We start from the raw sequence: 22290 nt of genomic DNA on the forward strand, positions 1-22290 counted from the left end.
TTCAGAATCTATCTACTGACCACATTGAGGTATCTATTGTGTGCCCAGGTTTGCCCACTTGTGTTATAAAAGCCTTCTGTGAGGACCATAACTCCAGCAGCATGAGGAGCAGCCATAGAAGTCCCACTCATATATGCATACTTGCCATCCAGATGCGTGGAAAGTATTCCTTCTCCAGGAGCAGCTAAGTCAAGGCCATCCCCATAATTGGAGTAATCTGTGTAGATATCATTCCAATCAATCGCGCCAACAGTATATACATTGATTCCGTTTACGTTTGCGGGGGAAGTTTCTCTCACATCCTTGCCTTTATTACCTGCAGCACATACTACATGTACCCCTCTTCTTCCCAAACGCTTCACCAGGCGAGTTATAGCCCGACTGCTTTTTCCTCCGACACTAATATTTACCACATCATTGGGTAAGCTATGTCTTTTTATATAATACAGAGCTGATATAATGCTGGATACTTTTCCTTTTCCTTTATCGTCCAGGACTTTTATAGCAACTACTCTGGCACCTGCGGCTACTCCCACAGTTCCAAAACCATTGTCCTTTGCTGCAACTATTCCTGCTACATGTGTTCCATGCCCATGAAAATCTTCATAGGATGTTCTACCCACAAAACTTTCAGAGTAGGCATGAACAATATTGAGATCCGGATGGTCAGTATCTATTCCAGAATCTACGATCCATACAAATCTGTCCTTCCAGTATTCAGAATTTTCAAAATTCACCGAACCTCCCAGACGCTCTACTCCATATGTTTCAAAATCTCCATCCCCATCTTTTTTGGCATTTGGGACATTTCCTTTTCCTCCCGTATTTTCATCACTGGGAATAAAAGGTGTCCGAATTAAAGGTTCCAGACTTAAGGCAATCAATCGATCTTCCTCTACGATCTCTACATCCGGATCATCCATTAGTTTCTGGACTTCCTTTTCTGTCAGTTCTGCCATAAAGGTAGAACCATCATCAGCGAAAGCCTGATTTACTTTGGATTGATCTAATCCATTTCTTTTAAATATATGCTGACCCCTTTGGAGACTATTGTCAAGGGTCTTGTATATTATTTGGCCTCCGCCGCTTGATCTTTGCATTCTTTCTCCCTCCGAATCCGGGACCAAATCAATATCACCCTCCTCTTCTTCTTTCAACAATATTATGTATTGACCCGGAATGACTGGATTATCGCCATCATAGCTTACCAAACCGCTTTCAATAAAGGCGGGATCATCCGCATCGTTTTTTAAGTCATCCGGCGTGTAACAGGAAGACATGGATATTGCCAAAAGACATAGAAGGAGAGGTACATGAATTCTTATGTAGAGATTTTTGACCATGTAAATACACGTGATTGTATGTAACGCCCACAAATATGAATAAGATGTTTCCAGCATCAAATCCAAAATTACGATTATTCATACATTTATTTACATGGATTATATTTATACAAGGAAGATAGCCTATTCCAAGAATTATGTATATAAGCCCTTCAAATACAAGCTTTTTCGATTGAGATTTTTGTTACTGGAAATCAGAAATAGTTATTTATTACGATTTTTCGCAATATATTGACTTGTTTTCTTACACAGAAAATCTCATTAGAGATTTGCTTTGATGTACTCGATTGCTGCGTCTAACTGGCAATCTGTACGGCCTAAAATATCTGTGTAATATTTAGGTTCAACATAAAAATCCGGCTCTACTCCCATACCTTCAAATAAATGACCCTTGGGTTGAAAGGAGATGATAGAAGAAAGTCGGACTTCCAATCAAGCAATAAGATTACCTCTCCTTTCTATTTTACTGCATGAAAAGGCGTAGTTTTTTCGGCGGCATAATTAGCAGCCTGCCTGTGTGAGCACGCAAAAAGGAAAGTCAATAAAATAAGGCTGAGTAGGTGTTTCATCGTGAAAGGATTGGAAGTTCAAAATATATAGAAATTCTTATCTATATAGATAGACTATCCAAAATATTTCCACAGATGAAGGATTGAAAGAAAAAAAAATACCCGCATAAACGCCAGGAGTTAATGAACCCCCTAATAGACATGTATGGAGCCGCCAGCTGATTCGGTAATCCTCCGTCTTCCGAAGAAGCAATCCTTAAAAAGGTTGAGGCCCGCCCTAGCCAACCAAAGCTCAACTCCAATAATTATAACTGTTAGGTTCAAAAACAGTTAGGCATTCACGCAGGGTATTATCTTTATGATGATATCCCGGTATAAAACCAAAGATCTACATTTTCTTTTGTCAAAAATACGAAGGCTGTTTTATGATTACAACAGAATCTCCAATGGATTGTTACAATACATAGATTATGCCAGTAGCGAAAAGGGGCAGAAATTTTTCATCTTGCACTTAATGAGACAAACTTTATTTTTATAACTTCTTCGCTTTTAGATCGTTTGAATTAACATCCCATGACCTGACAGCATTATTTCTGTCAAAAAGATATCAGAAAAAAAATCAATTAAGATCCTATTATCTATTATAAATTATGAGTATTAACATCAGAAATGGCTTCATGCTGCTAATCCTTAGCAGTTTTTTCATTCTTTCGACCTCTTTCACCGCGCTTATGGCTCAAAGTCCTATAGGGACCTGGAAAACGGTAGATGATGAAACAGGTAAAGAACGTTCCCTGGTAGAAATCTATGAGAAAGAGGGAAAATTATATGGAAAGATAATCAAGCTTTTTCCTCTTCCTGATGATGATCCCAATCCCGTATGTGACGAATGTGATGAAGATGATCCACGCTATATGAAACCTGTAGTAGGACTGGAGATTCTACAAGGACTGGAAAAGGAAGATGATGATGAATGGGAAGGTGGGCAAATTCTCGATCCAAAAAATGGGAATGTGTACAGCTGTTATATCGAGCTAAAGGGAGCAGATAAATTGAAAGTGAGGGGATACCTTGGTGTAGCTTTATTGGGAAGAACTCAATACTGGTATCGCTGGAAAGAATAAAATTTCTTTAGAAAAGAAAAAGGCAGCTTCTAGAAGCTGCCTTTATTTTTTAATCTTCTCAATGTTAACCGAAGAGGTTACCTAATTTCATCGCCACTCCCATATCGCCATCAATGGCCAGTTTACCGGTCATGAAAGCAGTCATAGGATTTAAATCTCCTGAAAGTAGTTCTGCAAAATCAGCGATATCAACATTTACTGTACAATCCGCATCTTTGTCTTCATTCGAAACTACATTTCCAGCACCAGACCCATCAAGGAACACTGAGCCTTCTCCTCCTTTAAACATAAACTTCAAAGTTGAGCCCAGGGCGTCGGCATTTGCAGCCATTTCAGTGACCTTTCCAGTAAGATCTTCCAAAGTCATAGTTGTAAATTTTATCTGTTATAAGACCTAAATGTAAAGCGTGCACAAGATAAAGATGTTATTTAAACAAAAAAATAGGAAAATTTAATTTTTTCTATATTTTCCTACACCTTTTTAGGCCCCAGTTAATTTTCTCTCATAATTTTATGGCGGGCAATAATTTTCTTAGTTTCGGGCTCCAATCATTCTCTCAATGGAAAAAGCAAGAATCGTAGTATTGACAGGAGCAGGTATTAGTGCAGAAAGTGGTTTATCTACTTTCCGGGGTAATGGTGGCCTGTGGGAAGGACATAATATCCAGGAGGTAGCTTCTCCTCAGGGCTTTGCGAAAAATCCTGATATGGTTTTACGTTTTTACAATGAGCGAAGGAGACAGGGAAAGACAGCCATGCCCAATGAGGGACATAAGGCATTGGTCAAGCTTGAGGAGAAATATGAGGTTTGGATTGTAACCCAAAATGTGGATGACCTCCATGAAAAGGCTGGTTCTTCTAATATCCTTCATCTGCATGGAGAACTGAATAAGGCCCGCAGCGTTACTGATGAATCTTATGTAGTCCAAATTGAAGGAGATATCAACAGAGGTGATCTTGCACCGGATGGGGGGCAATTACGTCCTCATATTGTTTGGTTTGGAGAAGAGGTTCCCAAAATTGAAGACGCCATAGAAATCATGGCTACCGCCAGTTTGGTAATCATCGTTGGTACCTCTTTAGTAGTCTATCCTGCAGCAGGTTTGGTACACTATGCACCCCTGGAGACACCAATCTGTGTAGTGGATCCCAATAAGCCGGAATTGAATAGTGAAAGAGAAGTATTCTTCATTGAAGAGCCTGCAACTACCGGTTTACCCAAACTGGTTCAGCGATTGCTGGCTGAAGCCTGATTTTTCAGTTCCTTTTTGAGCTCACTCAGAGCAATTTTACATCGATTTTCCAATCCGTTTTGATAGAAATAATCCTTGTACGCAAGGGCTTCTTTGTATAATACTTTTGCCTCACTTAGCTGAGCTTGCTTTCGTTTTATTTCTCCAGAGTAATAGCTGGCATATGCCTGCAACCAACTTTGTTCACTTTCTCTTTCTTTCCGACATTTCTCATAATAGGCCAGGGCCAATTGATTCCGTCCTTCTTGCTGATAGATTCGTCCATACCGGTAGTACAATTCTGTCCTTTCTTCCAGACTGAGTTCAGCTAAAGATGTCTGCTTTAATTCAGACAATAGGGAAATCGCATTTTGCAAATATCCGCCATCAAATAGATTACGGGCACGAAAAAGGGTCATTTGATAAGGATTGGGTGCCTTCTGGGCAAATTTTTCCGCCATAAAATTTGCATACTCATCTTCGTCCAAGCCTTCCTTTTTCCCATTAGCTATACGGAGGAAAAAGACTCTTCCCTCTTCGTATTTCCCATCAAGGGCATAGGACATCGCTAATCTGAAATAGGCATCGCTTTTGAAAACCTTTCCTTCATATCCTTTGAGGAAACGGGAAAAATACATTTGAGCCAGTGCATGACTTCCTTTATAATAATATGCCTTCCCCATCAGATAATCCCAGTAAGGAATAAAGAAAATTCCCTCGCGGCTATAGTAGCCTCTTCGATTCAATACTTCAAGGGCCTTTTTATTATTCTTGGTACTAAGGTAACCGGAGGCCAGAATGAAATCCATGAGTATATTCCCTCCAATCTCTTTCCGTTTGGCTTGCAGACGAGCGAGAGATTTGTGGGTCTCATTGAACATATTTTTCTCGACGAAATAGAGGATAAAAAGTGCCTCTTGTCTCAAATAGGAACTTTCTTTAGCAGCAGTTTCGAGTTGTACACGTCCTTGCTGAATATCTCCTTTATACCCCAGGGTATTGGAGATCCACTGATATTTTCGAGGAATGGCTCCCAACAGGGCATTGAAGAGTCCCCGGATCTTCATTTGTTCTATATCATCCCCATATTTTTCGCGGGATTTATCGATCAATTTATGACAGTTCCTCGCATAGCGAATTGCCTGAAAATAGTTGTGATCGAGAAATGCAATCACGGCTCTTTTACCATACAAATCTGATAAAAATATTTCCTTCATTCGATCGGCAGGGCTATTCTCAATTATCTCTACTGCCTCATCAAAATACGTATCCAGGCTCGTGTAAAATTTGCTTTCTTGGGTGCTGAAGTATTTATAGATCAGAATATTGCACTGATAATAGGCTCGCAGTTTAGCATCTTCCAGAGATGCGAGTTTTTCCTCCGCATCCGAGAGCCGAAATTCCTGTAAATCCTTTTCCAGTTCTTGCAGGATGGATTGAGAAAATACTGAGGAGAAGGGTAGGAGCATAGTCCAACATAGCACTAGAAGTAGAGCTGGTTTTTGTTTGTTTGGCTTTATGCTCATGGGATAAAGTACGGAAAAATAGATCGGAGAATTTCTACTATTTTCTGTCCGAATAAGACATAGAAACGGGTTTGAGATAGGGGAGGGGAGAAACAAAAAGGGCATGAACTAGCTGGTTCATGCCCTTTTCCTGTTGACAGCCTGAAATTAGGCTTTAACCATTCCTTCTTCCAATTCAGTGAAAAAGGACTCATCTACGAGGATACGTCCGCAATTTTCACAGTGGATCAGGCGAGTTTTTTGTCTAAGCTCGATATGAACCTGAGGAGGAATGATAGAGAAACATCCACCACATGCATCACGATCCGTGCTCACAACAGCCAATCCATTCCTCATATTCATACGGATTTTACGATAGCCATTGAGGATACGATCTTCTACTTCTCCTTCTGCACCTTCAATCTCCGCCAATAATCTTTTTTCCTCAACTTTGGTTTCCTCTTTGATCACCTCAAGTTCCTTTTTCTTCTCATCCAGTTCTTCTTTCTTGGCCTGCACATCGCCCAAAGTCTTTTGCAACATTTCATCCTTCTGTTCGATCTGCTCTCCAAACTGGCGCATTTTTTTCTCAGAAGTCAGGATTTCCAGGTTGGCATATTCGATCTCTTTTCTCAGCGCTTCATACTCACGGTTATTCTTCACATTCATTTGCTGAGACTCATATTTTTTGATCTGAGTACCAAACTCTTCGATCTTAACTTCTCTCTGCTTGATATCATCTTTCAAACGATTGATATCAGATTCAATTCTCTCCTGACGAGTCAAGAGTCCCTGGAGGTCGTCCTCGAGATCATTTACTTCCTCCGGAAGGCTCCCTCTGAGTCTATGGATTTCATCCAGTTTTGAATCTAAGAGCTGAAGTTTGGAAATGGCTTTAAGTCTTTTTGCAACAGGGTTATTGCTCATATTCTGTTTGCTTTATTCTATGTTAATCCTTCCTGATATACAATTTAAGGGCATTCCTGTAAAAGGAGCCGGGGTCTTTTTTCCGTTATGAAAAATATTTGACCGGGTTGGTACTTACTTCTGATAAACGGATCGCAAAGTTAATAAATTTTTGCGATAAAAATTCATGTATTAATTGTGAGGTAAACTGCTCAGACTCATAGTGTCCAATATCCATGAGCAAGAGCTCCTCTTCATTATCAAAAAACTTGTGATAGGTGATATCTGCTGTAACAAAAGCATCTGCACCTTTCCTGATAGCTTCTCTCGTTAAAAAGCTTCCCGAACCTCCACAAACTGCCACTCGTCTGATGAATTCTTTATTGCCGGGTGCATATCGAATCCCTCCTGCATGGAATCTTTCTTTAACCAAAGAGAGAAACTCATCTACTCTCATCTCCAATCCCAGACTTCCGATCATACCCGAGCCAATCTTCTCCTCTTTATGCAGAATTCCTTTTTTTTCACTCAGGAATTCTACGCCTTCCAATCCCAGGGTATCTGCAATTCGTTGGTTTACTCCTGTGCGAATATTGTCGAGATTGGTATGGATGGCATAAAGGCCGATATCATTCTTCACAGCTGAAATGATCGTTCGGCTCACATAATCCTCTCCATTGAGTCGTTTTCTCCCACTAAACCATATCGGATGATGGGCAACGATCATATTTATTCCTTTTGCTTTTGCCTCCTCTACAACTGCTTCTGTCATGTCTAGGTTGATCAAGACACCGCTAGCCTCCTGATCGGGATTGCCCACCAGTAATCCTACATTATCGTAAGATTCTGCGATAGGGGCGGGCGCCCAATCTTCCAATACAGCTGCTATTTCTCTAAAGCTAGGCAATAGAACGATATAATTTTCCAGATGCCTCTAAAAGAGACATCTGGATATTTTTTCTAAATGATCTAAAGTTTACGGCGAATCTCGTTGACGTGGTAGCATTCCAGCACATCTCCGACTTTGATATCATTGTAGTTTTCTACCATGAAACCAAATTCCTGCCCACTTACTACTTCTTTCACATCGTCTTTGAAACGCTTGAGTGAGGAAAGCTTGGAGTCATAGATGACCACACTATCACGAATGACGCGAATCGGCTCTTCTCTCTTAATTTTTCCACTGAGACACTGAGATCCAGCGACATTACCCACTTTGGTAACTTTGAAGACTTCTTTTACTTCTGCAGTACCAATGATCTCTTCCTTGATTTCCGGAGAAAGAAGTCCTTCCAATGCATCTTTGATATCATTGATGGCATCGTAGATAACACTATACATGCGGATATCTACTTCTTCTCTTTCTGCCAAAGCTCTTGCAAGAGAGTTAGGCCTAACGTTGAATGCAAGGATAATCGCATCAGAAGCAATCGCGAGGTTTACATCTGCTTCACTGATAGCACCAACACCTTTCCAGATGATGTTTACTTCAACCTCATCATTGGAGAGTTTCAGTAATGATCCGGAGAGTGCTTCTACCGAACCGTCCACATCACCACGGATGATAATGTTGAGTTCTTTGAAGTTACCGATGGCGCGACGACGTCCAATCTCTTCAAGCGTAATACGCTTGGTTTGACGGAACTGCTGCTCACGATAAAGCTCCGAACGCTTTTGCGCAATATTTTTGGCTTTCCCATCTTCATCGAAGATGTAAAACTTATCACCTGCTTGTGGGTGTCCACCCAGTCCCAACATCTGAACGGGTACCGATGGACCTGCAGTTTTTACTCTCTGCCCATTCTGATCAATCAGGGCCCGTACTTTTCCATAGTGAATACCGGCAACCATTTCGTCTCCTACTTTCAGGGTACCTGTCTGAACCAGAACGGTTGCAACATTACCCCGACCTTTATCTACCCTTGCCTCAATGACGGTTCCTACTGCAGATCTATCAGGATTGGCTTTGAGTTCGAGGAGTTCAGATTCCAGAATCACTTTCTCCAATAGGTCCTCAACACCATCTCCTTTTAAGGCTGAGATATCCTGAGACTGATATTTACCTCCCCAATCCTCTACGAGATAGTTCATCTCAGCCAATTGGCCTTTGATTCTCTCAGGATCGGCACCATTACGGTCTATTTTATTGATGGCAAATACGATAGGTACACTTGCTGCTTCGGCATGGTTAATGGCCTCTTTGGTCTGAGGCATCACAGCATCATCCGCTGCTACTACAATGATAACCACATCGGTAGCTTTGGCACCCCTTGCACGCATGGCGGTAAAGGCTTCGTGACCCGGAGTATCCAAAAAGGTAACTGTATTTCCACTTCCCAACTTAACCTGGTAAGCACCAATGTGCTGGGTGATCCCTCCTGCTTCCTGAGAAGTAACATTAGTTTTTCTCAAGTGGTCAAGCAGTGTGGTTTTACCATGGTCAACGTGTCCCATAACCGTAATGATCGGGGAACGGGGTTGAAGCGTAGCAGGATCGTCTTCCTCTTCTTCCAGTTCGAGCTCCGTTTCCTTCGCATCGATGAAGTTGATATCAAATCCGTATTCTTCTCCAATTAGTGTCAATACTTCCGCATCCAGTCTTTGGTTGATCGATACCATGATTCCCAATTGGAAACATTTGGTAATAATCTCATTGACGGGTACGTCTATAAGGTTGGCAAATTCATTTGCCGTGATGAATTCTGTTACATCAATGATGCGTTCGCCTTCTTCCTGTTCTGCAAGCTCCTGCGCACGTCTTTCTGCATCTGCATCCCTTTTTGCCCTACGTAAGCGCTGACGGTTTCTGGAAGCACCTCTTCCCATTTGAGAGAACGTATCCCGGATGGATTTGTCCACCTCTTTCTGGGTAGGTTTCTCTTTTCCACCTGATCCTCCTCGGCCTCCGGATCCTGATCCTCCTTTTTTGCCCACGTCTTCCTTAACGGCAGACTTGCGCTTTCTTTTCCGTCTTCTTCTTCTCTTCTTATTTGCGTCACCTCCTTCTTCATCAGAATCTCCACCTGAAGAAGATTTTTTCTCTTCCTGATTAGGCTTATTCTTTTCTTTCTTAGGCTTGGCACCTGGTAATTCGATCTTACCTTTGATCGTCAGACCAGATAATTGAGGCATATTATCTCCCGCCCTGATTACCGTTTCTTCTACTTCTGCAGCTGGTTCTTCTTCCTTAACGGGTTCTGTTTTTGCTACAGGCACTTCTTTTTTGGGCGGAGCTTTTTTCTCAACCTTAGGTTCTGCCTTAGGCTGTTCTTTTACTTTTGGCTTCTGTTTTGATTCAGAAGTGCTGACCTTTTCGGCTTTTTTCCGGGTTCTTTTCCCCTTAGGGCCAATCGTATCAAGGTCAATTTTATCTACCACTTTCAATCCAATAGCCGGTGTCTCCTCTTTTGGAGGTTCCACTTTAGCTTCTGGCTCAGGAGCGACAGTTTCAACCACAGGGGCAGGGGTTTCTACTACTTCTTCCACAACAGGAGGAGTTTCCACTTTTACTTCTGGTTCAGCTTGTGGTTCTTCTGTTTTGGGTTCTGTAGGCGCACCTCTTCTTTTCCGGGTTTGAATTGTGTTTCTAAGGTCATCCGCAGATAACGGATCCGGCGCCTTTTCTTCAACCACAGGGGTTTCCGGTTCGGGCGGTGTTTGGTTGCTACGGACCTCTTCTTTGCGTTTCTCAGAGAGCTGCTCAGCTTTTTCCTTCATGAGTTTTTCCGAAGCAAACTCTTTGAGCAGGATATCATAGTGCTCAGCCTCTAACTTGGTGTTAGGGGTATTCGCTACCTCATGACCATTCTCACTCAGGTGGTCCACGATCAAGGTAGTCGAGACATTCAATTCCTTCGCGACTTTAAATAACCTGTACTTTTTTGTCTGTCCTGCCATGCTTTATTTATATCCAGCTAAATAATAAGCTAAAATGCTTATTCGCCTGAATTAAGGCTCAAATTTACGATAAATCCAGAAAATAAGAACTAGGGTAAGCCGAAACTTGCCCTAGTGGTACGTATATTTTTAGTGTAAAAACGTACGGAAGACCGATGCTCTGTTAAGTTTACAACATAGCAGATTATATAGTCTGTTCCTTAACCATCATTACTACTATCTTCATCGAATTCAGCTCTAAGTACGGTAAGTACTTGCTCTGCTGTTTCTTCCTCCAAGTTAGATCTTCGTACCAATTCATCCCTGGAAAGAGAAAGAACGCTTTTGGCTGTATCACAACCAATTCGCTTGATTTCATCAATTACCCACTGTTCGATCTCATCGTTAAATTCGTCAAGATCTACGTCTTCTTCGTCGGGATCAAGCTCCCTGTATACATCAATTTGGTAGCCGGTCAATTTGCCTGCAAGTTTGATATTGAGGCCATTTTTACCGATTGCCAGTGATATCTGATCTGGTTTCAAGAACACATGGGCTCCATTATCCTCCTCATTAATTTTAATGCTGGAGATTTTTGCCGGGCTCAATGCTCTTTGGATGTACAGCTGCTCATTGCTGGTGTAGCTGATAACATCAATGTTTTCATTTCGAAGCTCTCTCACAATACCGTGGATACGGCTACCTTTCATCCCTACACAAGCTCCTACCGGGTCAATACGATCATCGTAACTTTCTACTGCTACTTTGGCTCTTTCTCCCGGCTCACGAACAATCCCTCTGATATTGATCAATCCATCAAAGATTTCTGGTACTTCCTGTTCGAATAGTTTCTCAAGGAAGAGTTCAGAAGATCTGGAGATGATGATCCTCGGATTATTATTCTTCATCGTAACCTCAAGCACAACTGCGCGGATGGTATCACCCTTGCGAAAGCGGTCCTTGGGGATCTGCTCTGTACGAGGCAGGGTAAGTTCGTTTCCTTCATGAAGGATCAGGATTTCATTTCTCCAAACCTGATACACTTCTCCGACAATGATCGTCCCTACCAGTTCTTCATATTGCTCTACTACAGAAGCTTTCTCCAGGTCGCGAATTTTCTGCGTCAGGGTTTGCTTTGCAGTCTGAACGATTTTTCTACCAAATGAGAAGAAATTGATTTCTTCTGCCAGGTCATCTCCTACCTCATAATCCTCATCGATTTGCAGTGCTTCACTCAGCGGGATTTGCTGAGTTTCATCCTCCAGCTCAAAATCCTCTACTACTACCCGCTCACGAAAGCCCTGAATATCTCCTTTATCAACATTTACAATGATCTCGAAATTCTCATCTGATCCATACTCTTTACGAATCATCGTTCTGAACACTTCTTCCAGAACGCCCATCAAGGTTGCCCGATCAATATTTTTGAATCGGGAAAACTCGGTAAATGCTTCTACCAAGTTAATTTTCGGATCTACTACTTTTCTTTTTGCCATTTTCGTCTAAGCTTTTGCCTTGAAGGCGTACTTAAAATAACTGCTCAAATTATAATGACTTTTGCTTCTCTTATTTCTGTGAACAAAATGTCTCTGTCTTCAGGTTGTTCTGCTTTTTTCTTTTTGGAAGCTTTTTTGCCTCTCCTGTTTTTCTCTGGCAAAGGACCCAAAATGAGTTTTTCTTCATCCAAAGCTTTAAGTGTACCTTTTTCGACTTCGCCAGAACTCAGAATTATCTTGAGATGGCGGCCAACATTTTTGGTATACTGTCGATGTAGCTTGAGGGGATAACCTACCCCCGGAGAGGAGACTTCCAAAAGATACTGTTGAGACATAGATTCTTCCTCCTCCAGTTCCCTTCCAATATTCCGGCTGATCTTTGCACATTCTGCCAGACTTACTCCAGCATCAGTATCTACCTTAATATTGAGAACTCTCCGTTTGTTTTTATTCAATACTACATCTACCAAATAAGCTCCTGGGACGCTGTATTCTACGATTTCCTGGATCTTATTGCGCAAGTCTTCTGTCAACATATCTAGCAAAAAAATGAGGGAGTGAAACTCCCTCAGTCATTAAAGTCTCGCACGACGCTGCAAATGTAGGGAATTTTTTCTTCATTTTCAAAAATCTTAAGCTCTTAGGAAATTATTTCAGAGGAAGTGTTTGGGATTCACGATATAAGGAGTGTTATTTGCGCCTCACCCCTGAAAGACCATGATCAGAAGCCTCCTTCGCGGATTCAATTCTTATAAAAAGGACCTGAAAGAGACCCTGTATCTATCCGGGCCTGTTATTGTCGCTCAACTGGGTCTCGTCCTTATGGGAGTGATCGACAATATCATGATCGGCAATATTGAAAATATTGGTCATGAATTGCTTTCAGCAGCCTCTTTAGGTAACAGCATCTATTTTATTGTCGGAGTCTTAGGGATCGGGATTACTTTTGCGATTTCTCCCCTTGTTGCGGAAGCAGATGCGGCAGGAGAAGTCTCACAATGTGGTCTGTATCTACGGCAGGGAGTATTGGCCAGCTTGATCAGTGGGATATTGCTTTGTCTCATTATGCTGGGCCTCACGTACCTTCTCCCTTATATGGACCAACCGGAGCAGGACGTCCGCCTGGGCACACCTTATCTACACATCATCAATGTTTCCCTGATACCGATGATGCTTTTCCTTGCATATAAGCAATTTTCTGATGGGCTTTCCTTTACCAAAGCTGCGATGTATGTAACGCTTTTCGGCTTGATTTTCAATGTAGGAGTGAACTGGCTATTGATTTACGGGAATTGGGGGTTTCCTCGCTTGGAATTGATAGGGGCAGGGATAGGTACCTTGAGTAGTAGAATTTTCATGTTAATACTTATCGCGATCTATATCAATTATACGCCTCGATTTAAAATATATAAGCCCCGATTGAATTTTCGAGAATGGCGAGGAGACATCATGAAGAAAATATTTGAGATCGGTTTGCCCTCTGGATTTCAGTATTTCTTTGAAGTGGGAGCCTTTGGAGGAGCAGTTATTATAATAGGTTGGATTGGGATAAATGAAAGGTCTGCCCATCAGATTGTCATCAATATGGCTGGCGCTACCTATATGTTGGTTTCCGGTTTAGCGGCAGGCGCTGCGATCCGGGTCGGCAATGCATTAGGCCGAAAGGACCTTCCCGGCATGCGAAAAGCAGGCTTTGCAGGTATTTATTTAAGTGCATTTATCATGTTCCTTGCGGCCATTGCTTTTATTACGGGCAAAAATTGGTTGCCCAGCCTCTATGTGGATGATGTTGAAGTATTGTTGATCTCTGCTCAACTCATGCTTATAGGAGGTCTTTTCCAGATATTTGATGGGGTTCAGGCGGTTGGTCTTTCCATTCTAAGAGGTATGCAGGATGTACGTGTGCCTACCATAGTGGCTTTCATTAGTTACTGGATCATTGCTTTGCCAGTTGGCTATCTACTTGCTTTCAATTATGAGATGGGGGTCAATGGAATATGGTATGGATTTGTTTTTGGACTCTTTGTCGCTTCCGTAGGACTTGTATTTCGTTTTCATCAACTTACTCGCAAAGCTAAACTGGCTTAGCTTTTTGAAATATGAGTTGTGAATATTAATCAGGAATTCTTTTTTTGCCTAGCATGCTGAAAGAATACATCAGCCTTTTACGGCCACATCAGTATATCAAGAATCTCTTCCTTTTTTTGCCGGCTTTTTTCTCCCTGCAAATTATAGAAGCAGAGGTGGTAATACGAACCAGTATTGCCTTCATAGCTTATTGCTGTATGGCTAGCGCAGTGTACATTCTGAATGATTACAAAGACATAGAAGCCGATCGAGAACATCCCGTGAAGCGTTTCAGGCCTTTAGCTGCCGGTACAATAAAAACTCCGACAGCCTTCTTCCTGATGAGCAGTCTGATTATCATTGGATTTCTACTTAGTATATATCTGGGGAAAAGCGTTTTCTATCTGCTTACGGCTTATGTCTTTATCAATGTTTTATATTCTTTTAAACTGAAACATATAGCTGTTGTCGATATTTTTATTATCGCCCTGGGATTTGTGACACGAATAGCTGTGGGTGCTTATGCAGCTCCTACTCCTATTCCTTATTCCAAGTGGATTGTTCTGATGACTTTTCTGGGGGCTTTGTTTTTGGCGCTGGCGAAAAGAAGGGATGATGTCTTGCTCGCGGCTCAGGGACAAAAGGTGCGAAAGTCTATAGATGGCTATAATCTGGAATTTATCAATGGAGCAATGATGATCATGGCATCCGTATTGATCGTCGGTTATATATCATATACGATCGCTCCGGAAATCCAGGAAAACTTTGGGAGTGAATATTTATACCTGACTGTTGCCTTTGTGATTTTGGGAGTTCTACGGTATTTGCAGATCACTTTTGTAGAGGAAAGGAGTGGGAATCCTACCCAAATTTTATTGACAGATCTCTTTCTGCAGATTACGATTGTTGCCTGGCTCCTTAGCTTTGTCTTTTTGATTTACTAGGCATCCACCATTCCCGGGACCAATACTTTTTCTCCAAGACTTTCAAGCTCTTCCAGCAGTTTAGAAGTAGAGGAGTTCCAAGTCAGCCTGTTAGCCAATTGTTGCATGTGTTTACCCTGATCGAAATGGGATTGTTTTACTGCTTTATGCAAGGCAGTAAGGAGCTGACTGTGATTGCTAAAATAGGATGCTTCACCTTCAGTTAAGCTTCGGGAGAAACTACTATTAAAGCAAAGAACATAAATCCCCATTTTCATAGCTTCCAACAAATTCAATCTGGCTTTTACCGTAGGTTCCAGATGAATGTACATATAGGCAGCTGCAATATATGGCTCATATTTTTGCGTTGGCTCGATAAAATGGATATGCGTGTATTCCTGATAGGCCTTTAATTCTTCAGATAATTGCTCATACTCCTTCTCCAGAATCATATAATAATCATACTTGGGATACTGGGCGAAAGATTTGAGTGCTATGAGCGCCTGGGAGGATGAAGCAGGCATAAAGGATACAGCATATTTCTTTTGAGGGATGAAAGCCTCTTCATGGATTTCGTCTATATGATCTGCACCATAAGAAATGAGCTTGGTTTCCTCTCCATATTCCTCCTTGAAAAAGGAACGGGCCTGTTCATTGTCCACAAATACCCTATCAGAAAATTTAAGGGTCAGTCTTTCAGAAATTCTTTCCCACAATCTGTATCGATAGTTTTTTCTATCGGTTCTTTTATGTCTGTAGTGGATTTGGGTAAAAAGCTTTGCACGTGAAAATAGGCGAATCAAGGGAAGTATTAAACCTGCGTCTTTACCCATGACATATACGATGTCTTTTCCCAAGGAAGCAAAGAAACAAGCCATCAGAAAATTGAGGTATTTGATCAATGATCCCAGTAGTGGGAGGGAAGTTCTGAAAGAAAATCTTTGAGGGGGGGAAACGATAACAAGCTTGGCTTTTAAGTTTGGCTCAATAGCTCTGGCCATTTCCATTGCAATTCGTTCAAAACCCAAAGATTGGGTTTGCGATTTTTGAACGATAAAGACAATTTCTTTGAATGAGCTCATGTGTTCTTGTAATGGGGAAAAGCTTGTGTTGTGCTACGAAATTAGAATCAGCTTACAACTTTCCAGCATCATTAGCTGGCAAAAACAAACATGTGACGCTTCTTGGGAAAATCTTACACGGGCTGGAATATTACTTAATTAAAGCCTCAAATGAAGCAAAAATTAAATTCTTAAAGGACTCAGTTTTCGATTTTGAATAAAGACTTTGTAGAATTTTCAATTTTCTTAACATGCCTGCTTCAGATTTTTCAGTGAAATTTGATTTACTCATAAACAAAAAGCCCAGATCTTCATCTGAGCTTTTTGTTTATAATTTATGCTGTACTTATTCTTTCACAAGCTTCTGAACCCAGGTAAGACCTGCGATTTTTACTTTCAGCAGGTATATCCCTTTGTTTGCAGAGCTAAGATCCATTTCCACCCGATCTTTCAGATAGGTATCCGCTGATCTACTCCATATTCTTCTTCCCGGAAGATCGAAGATTTCAATTTCTACTTCCTCACGTTTCAGCAAATCCATATCAAGTACAAAGTTTCCTGCACTCGGATTCGGGAAGACTGTTAACTCTCCAATATTGGCGAGGTCTTCTTCAATACCGACAATGCCCGTCGCTTCAATTTCCGCAGTCGCAATATCAGTACAGCCACCTGCAGCCTCAACGGTCAATGTAACTGTATATTTACCTGCCAGGGTATAGTCATGAGAAGGACTTTGATCTGTGCTAGTAGTACCATCTCCAAAATCCCAGAAGAAACTGGAAGCTCCTGTACTTTGGTTATTGAAATTGACTCTTCCGCTATTGGCAAGATTGAGTACGGTTCTGGAAGGAGTGAAAGCCGCATTGGCAGAAGTTGGACTTACCGTTACTTCCTGAGCCACTCTTTCGCAATTAAAGCTTGATACAACTTCCCAGTCATAAAAGAAATTGTAGAGCCCATCATTAGAACCCGTAATCGTAAGTACCTCAGGAATTTCAAGTGGGAAAGAGAAGCCATTTACTGTAGCAAATAATTCGTCCACCTGTCCTACTTGTTCCATTCGATATCCAGTCCCTTGTGGAACAGAAACATTTAGTTCGATAATATTTTCTCCCGCCTGAAGGTTTAAAAAAGCACTTCTGCCGACAAGAGTTCCATCAAAGTTATTTACAGCAATTCTTCTGATTCCGGCAGAGGCTGCATAAACTTTTACTGATCTTATTTCGAGATCATTCAAGGCATCAAATTCCAAATAAGAATCATCAGAAATCGAGGCAAAAGATTGTCCGGCATTTAAATCCGGGAGACCTGCATTTGCAACTTTCATCGCTTCTGCATAAAAAGTAGTATTCTGAGAGAGGTCTGGAGTAATAAATGGAGAGCCTATTCCGACAATATCGCCCCCAGTAGCTGCATCATACCATACAACTTCCCGATCAGATCCTCCGGTATTGGCTTCGATTACAGCAGCTCCTCCGGTACATGCGACTGGATTGGTCGTAACAACTGTCGGAAGGACTTCATCAAAAATACTGAAGCTTTCTTCTATCGCATTATCTCTTATAGAATATTCCGTTTTACCATTGACCTGAACCAGTTCAATACTGAGTGAGTAGTTTCCAGCCGGCAAACTTTCAGCAGGCAAAGCAATTCGCTCTGTGCGATTCTTGGTCAGACTACCTGTCCAGTTAATTGTACCTGTGATTCCATTGGAGTAGGTATAGTTAATGGTAGCAGCAGTCATCGTAGACGTTCCACTATTTTCCAATAAGAAAGAAGGAACCACATCTTTTGCGCAAGCGAAAGAATTCAGATCATTTAAGTTATGAAGGAGTCCATCTGCATCCGGATTTCTGGGAACCGGAGTGTTGCCCTGATTCACGAGGTAGTTAAAGGCAGCTACGGCATCAACCAATCCATTTCCGTAGTTATTGTCTTCTCCCAAAACCCCCAAATCCGTAGCACTATTATAAATACCAAGCTTAATTTCTTCCCCGGAAAGAGTTGGGAAAGCTTCTTTAAGCAGGAGAAATAAACCTGCTACATAAGGTGCGCTAAATGAAGTCCCTTGTACGTTTGCATATGCATCTCCATTTGAGGTAGTCCTGATTGTTACTCCAGGTGCCACTACTTCTGGTTTTATTTCCAAAGAGGCTCCATCATCAGAACAAAGGCCCGGGCCTCTACTTGAAAATGAAGCGATATTAGAAGCCTGCGTTACAGAACCTACTGCAAAGGTGTTTACCAAATTTGTAGCTCCATTTGCGGGAGGTCCTACTGTACTTGCATTAGGGCCAGCATTTCCAGCTGCAATAATTACTCCAACCCCAGCTGCTTCCAATGCAGTGATTTGTTGGAACCTGGGATCTGTACAATCTGCAAAATTTGAATTACCAAAAGACATATTGATTACGTCTGGCATATCATCAACTGTATTAGGATCACCATCTGGATCCAAAGCCCACTGCAATGCAAATGAATAATCTCCTGCTGCGTCCTGGCAACCAACTCCCCCCTGTCCATCTCCAAGAGCCAAGGGGCTGGACATCCACAATGCATCAGGAGCTACACCTATCGTATCTCTCCGACTAAAGTCATTTCCTACAACTGTACCTAATACCAGGGTTCCGTGGTCTCCAAATGCAACACATTTTGAAGGGACCGTATCTGCTGCGGTGCCAGCAGGATCGAAATAGGAAACACTATTGCCATCTACCAGCCCTCGATAGTTGTTGAATAAAGCAGGATGTCGAAGATCAACTCCTTCGTCTATCATAAACAACCTGCGATTTGTCCCGGTATAACCTAAAGCCCATAAGCCTGGAACATTCATAACATCATGCCCGGGTTCATGTCCATTTGGGGTATAAAGAGAAGCTTCCAGAGATTCTACTTTTTCTTCTGCCAAGCGTTGATAAGGATATTGGAAATACAGATAGTCAATCTCACTTCTTAAACTGAGGGCCGAAATCCCTGCTTTATTTACCCTTACTTGAATTTCATTGGAAATCCATAAAGATCTTATACTCCCGCTCTCTACTCCATTTACAGTATTTAAATAGGAGATGAATTGAGGCTGAGTTGCAGCAGCTTTGGCCTGAAGGCTAGTGATCACCTGTTTGGCTCTCCTTTCTAATGGCACTCTCTCTGTCCGGAAGTAGCTCATCATGGATTCCAGGTCAAGCTGGTCATACATAATGATACTCACCTGGATGTATTCATCCTCCGGTGTTTCCTTCATTTTTGCCTCCAAAGATTCTGAAATTCTGGCCCAGTTAATCTGAGAATTGCTTTGGGCAAGTCCCATAGATAGTAATAGGCCAAAAAAGGACATGAAGCATATAAGTTTTTTCATATGGCTTTTGGGCTTTTTATAGGATAGATGTATTCAATAAGTATATTCAATCTCCTTACCAGGAGATTATGATTTTACAAAAAACCAAATTATCCTTTTTTCCTCGTTTTTGCGAACGAATGAGGATGAAAAGGAAGGGCATTTCTTAAATATATAGAATTCCCTATGTTATGACTCCCAACTCTTCCCCTATCTCTGTAAAGGCTTGAATCGCTCTGTCCAGATGTTCACGGGTATGGGCGGCTGAAAGCTGAACCCTGATCCGTGCCTGTCCTTTGGGGACGACCGGATAAAAGAATCCAATTACATATATCCCTTTCTTCAGAAGCTTATCGGCAAACTGTTGAGCCAGAACAGCTTCATATAGCATAATAGGTACGATCGGATGTTCACCTGCCTTAATATCAAAGCCTGCAGCAGTCATTTCTGTTCGAAAGTATTTCGTATTCTCTTCCAGTTGATCGCGCAATGCAGTGCTTTCAGTCAACAAATCCAGAACTGCAATACTCGCTCCCACAATTGAAGGAGCAACTGTATTGGAAAACAGATATGGTCGTGAACGCTGGCGAAGCATATCAATGATCTCCTGACGTCCGGAAGTAAATCCTCCCGAGGCGCCTCCAAGGGCTTTTCCGAGGGTTCCGGTTATGATATCTACTCTACCTAATACATCCCGGTATTCAATACTCCCTTTCCCCTTTGCTCCCATAAATCCGGTTGCATGGCACTCATCCACCATAACCAGCGCATTGTACTGATCAGCCAGATCACAAATTTTATCCAACTGTGCAATTGTCCCATCCATAGAGAAAACTCCATCCGTTACAATTAGCCTCGCTCTACAATGCTGACTCTGCTTCAAAGCATCCTCTAGCGCTTCCATATTGTTGTGCTTATAGCGATAACGTTCAGCTTTGCACAAACGTACCCCGTCAATGATACTTGCATGGTTCAATTCATCAGAAATGATCGCATCTTCTTTGCCTAGTATCGGTTCAAACACTCCGCCATTTGCATCAAAGGCAGCGGCATACAAGATGGTATCATCCGTATGGAGGAATTCTGATATCTTTTTTTCCAGTTCTTTATGGATATCCTGGGTTCCGCAAATAAAGCGCACGGAAGACAGACCATAACCATGGGTATCAATGGCTGCTTTAGCGGCTTCAATCACTTTGGGATGAGAGGATAGTCCCAAATAGTTATTGGCACAAAAATTCAAGACATCTTCGCCCGTCGAAACGTGGATGTTTGCTCCTTGTGGACTGGTGATGATTCGTTCTTTTTTGTAAAGGCCCGCAGATTCGATCTCGGCAAGTTCCTCTTTGAGGGAAGTTAAAAATTGAGGATTCATTCGCTTGGAATTGGAAGTTTTGTTTTTACTTCTTCGTTTAGTAGTTCGTAATAAGAATGTTCTTCAGATAATTTTGACAGAAGATAAACTTCGTATAAAATAATTTGGTTCTCACCAATTTCTGATTTCGGATAGGTTTCGATAAAATTCTTGTAGGCCGCTTTCAGGAATACTTTTTTCCCTTCTATTGCTGCATTGTTTAGCCGGACGACTAATTCCAGAAATTTCTGGGCTTTGGCATAGAATTCATCTTTCAGGAAGTGCTTATATTTTTTCCGCAGGATTTTGTTCAGTTTTTGAGCTTCCTGATAAGCCCGGGCTTCGTAGTGATTGACCACTTCGAAAATGGCAACATAAAATCGAAGTTCTTCATCCAGATATCCTACCCCTGTATGGGATTTTATGCGTGTGATGACATCTGCAGCTTTGCTATGTAATTCCTGACTGAAATATTGATCCGCCAAACTGATCAACATGTATAACTCATGCAATTCATTTTGTAAAAGCTCTTTATGTCTAAAAGCTTCTTTGAGCACTTCTCCCGCTTCATCCAGTTCTCCTATCAGTTTGAGGTTATAAACTTTGGGAGCATAGTAGTGGAAACCCAGCTCATTAAAGTTTTGCTTATCATACATTTGCAGATCCTCATAAAGGGCTTCGATCTCTTTGCTTGAGTCATCCAGCTTCAAAACTTTCTGCAAAGAATTGATTCGCCAAATGCGAAGCATGAGTCTTGTATGATGATTTTCTTTATTAAAGAGCTTATTTGCCTCAAAATCCTGGAAAGTTTGCTTTACATATTCCCCTAACTCTTCATAGGCCGACTTCTGAATAAGAATAGAAACCACTGTCTTCAGGATCATGGTCTTACCGGAAGTAGATTGGAATATATCTTTATGTTCCTCTAGCTGACGCTTTACTTCTTCCAGGGTTTCGATCACCGTCTCACTTCGCTTACTTCGGGAATAATTTCGCTTCATAAGCTGCTGGGTAACCATTCCCAGTATTTCCCGGTTTCCTCTGATCAGATCCAGTTTCTTCTGGTTATCTCTCCGTCTTTGGATCACAGCCTCAATATCTACTTCATATTGAGCGGCCAGGGTTACCATTTCATCATAAATCACTTCCAGCAGCGTAAACTGATCATATTCAATGGCTACTTTTTCTGCTTTCTTGAGGTTATGATAGGCTTCTTTGTAAAGGCCTCTATCCCGCATCAAAATATATAGCTGAATATTGCTATAGGATTCGATTGAGTTTTTATAGTTGAAATGATAAAAGAGCAAACTCTTTTCGAGATTGCTTAGCAATTTATTTCTAAGACGGTAATAACTATTCTTGGCCTTGGACTCAGTACTCCCATAAAACTGAGTAATGACATGTTCCTCAGTATCTTCAAAATCACCTGAACGAATAGCATCAAAAAGCACGAGCAGCTTTTTCTTCTCATCAGCTTTAAAACGATTGGAGAGGATTTTAAATCTCCGCACTTCGTCGCTGGTAAGGCTCTCTATGATTCGTTCAAGTATGTCCAAGGTT

General features: G+C 41.6%; 16 protein-coding genes. 4 read left to right on the forward strand and 12 right to left on the reverse strand.

Annotated elements, in window-relative coordinates:
* Positions 1-8: 8 nt before the first annotated feature.
* The gene (locus tag R8P61_25765) at positions 9-1280 is read right to left on the reverse strand and encodes a S8 family serine peptidase (GenBank protein MDW3650508.1); all 1272 of its coding nucleotides are present in this window, start codon (positions 1278-1280) and stop codon (positions 9-11) included.
* Positions 1281-2502: 1222 nt separating this feature from the next.
* On the opposite strand from R8P61_25765, the gene R8P61_25770 reads away from it, so the two are divergent.
* Positions 2503-2976 carry a DUF2147 domain-containing protein gene (locus R8P61_25770; protein MDW3650509.1) on the forward strand — a complete coding sequence of 158 codons (474 nt, stop codon included), beginning with the start codon at positions 2503-2505 and terminating at the stop codon, positions 2974-2976.
* Between the two features lie 64 nt (positions 2977-3040).
* Here R8P61_25770 and R8P61_25775 read toward each other — a convergent pair whose 3' ends face one another.
* Complete coding sequence (locus R8P61_25775; protein ID MDW3650510.1) at positions 3041-3343, reverse strand: SCP2 sterol-binding domain-containing protein; 303 nt, start codon at positions 3341-3343, stop codon at positions 3041-3043.
* Positions 3344-3536: 193 nt separating this feature from the next.
* Here R8P61_25775 and R8P61_25780 point away from each other — a divergent pair, with 193 nt between their 5' ends.
* The gene (locus R8P61_25780; GenBank protein ID MDW3650511.1) at positions 3537-4229 is read left to right on the forward strand and encodes an NAD-dependent deacylase; all 693 of its coding nucleotides are present in this window, start codon (positions 3537-3539) and stop codon (positions 4227-4229) included.
* Here the strand turns inward: R8P61_25780 and R8P61_25785 are convergent.
* From R8P61_25785 to R8P61_25810, 6 genes are all read right to left on the reverse strand, one after another.
* Complete coding sequence (locus R8P61_25785) at positions 4205-5677, reverse strand: tetratricopeptide repeat protein (protein MDW3650512.1); 1473 nt, start codon at positions 5675-5677, stop codon at positions 4205-4207. The two genes, R8P61_25780 and R8P61_25785, sit on opposite strands and share 25 nt — an antisense overlap.
* A 204-nt stretch (positions 5678-5881) precedes the next feature.
* Positions 5882-6640, reverse strand: coding sequence for a C4-type zinc ribbon domain-containing protein (locus tag R8P61_25790; protein MDW3650513.1), 759 nt, complete (start codon positions 6638-6640; stop codon positions 5882-5884).
* 85 nt (positions 6641-6725) lie between these two features.
* Positions 6726-7526 (reverse strand): Nif3-like dinuclear metal center hexameric protein, encoded by an 801-nt coding sequence (locus tag R8P61_25795; GenBank protein MDW3650514.1) that lies wholly within the window; start codon positions 7524-7526, stop codon positions 6726-6728.
* Positions 7527-7588: 62 nt separating this feature from the next.
* On the reverse strand, positions 7589-10516 hold the full coding sequence (infB, locus tag R8P61_25800; protein MDW3650515.1) for a translation initiation factor IF-2: 2928 nt from the start codon (positions 10514-10516) through the stop codon (positions 7589-7591).
* Between the two features lie 200 nt (positions 10517-10716).
* Positions 10717-11991 (reverse strand): transcription termination factor NusA, encoded by a 1275-nt coding sequence (nusA, locus tag R8P61_25805; GenBank protein MDW3650516.1) that lies wholly within the window; start codon positions 11989-11991, stop codon positions 10717-10719.
* Between the two features lie 44 nt (positions 11992-12035).
* The gene (locus R8P61_25810; protein MDW3650517.1) at positions 12036-12527 is read right to left on the reverse strand and encodes a hypothetical protein; all 492 of its coding nucleotides are present in this window, start codon (positions 12525-12527) and stop codon (positions 12036-12038) included.
* 181 nt (positions 12528-12708) lie between these two features.
* On the opposite strand from R8P61_25810, the gene R8P61_25815 reads away from it, so the two are divergent.
* Positions 12709-14079, forward strand: a complete 1371-nt coding sequence (locus tag R8P61_25815; GenBank protein ID MDW3650518.1) for an MATE family efflux transporter — start codon at positions 12709-12711, stop codon at positions 14077-14079.
* A 53-nt stretch (positions 14080-14132) separates the two neighbouring features.
* The gene (locus R8P61_25820; GenBank protein ID MDW3650519.1) at positions 14133-15002 is read left to right on the forward strand and encodes a UbiA prenyltransferase family protein; all 870 of its coding nucleotides are present in this window, start codon (positions 14133-14135) and stop codon (positions 15000-15002) included.
* On the opposite strand, the gene R8P61_25825 is transcribed toward R8P61_25820, so the two are convergent.
* From R8P61_25825 to R8P61_25840, 4 genes are all read right to left on the reverse strand, one after another.
* Entirely contained in the window at positions 14999-16063 is a 1065-nt protein-coding gene (locus R8P61_25825) for a hypothetical protein (GenBank protein ID MDW3650520.1), read from the reverse strand. The two genes, R8P61_25820 and R8P61_25825, sit on opposite strands and share 4 nt — an antisense overlap.
* A gap of 325 nt (positions 16064-16388) precedes the next feature.
* Positions 16389-19397: a S8 family serine peptidase gene (locus R8P61_25830; GenBank protein ID MDW3650521.1), complete on the reverse strand. Its 3009-nt coding sequence runs from the start codon at positions 19395-19397 to the stop codon at positions 16389-16391.
* A 163-nt stretch (positions 19398-19560) separates the two neighbouring features.
* Positions 19561-20751, reverse strand: a complete 1191-nt coding sequence (gene kbl, locus R8P61_25835; protein MDW3650522.1) for a glycine C-acetyltransferase — start codon at positions 20749-20751, stop codon at positions 19561-19563.
* Positions 20748-22286, reverse strand: a complete 1539-nt coding sequence (locus R8P61_25840) for a hypothetical protein (protein MDW3650523.1) — start codon at positions 22284-22286, stop codon at positions 20748-20750. Before R8P61_25840 ends, kbl begins: the two co-directional genes overlap by 4 nt.
* Between the last annotated feature and the right edge of the window lie 4 nt (positions 22287-22290).

It is taken from the genome of Bacteroidia bacterium (assembly GCA_033391075.1).
Lineage (GTDB): Bacteria > Bacteroidota > Bacteroidia > J057 > J057 > JAWPMV01.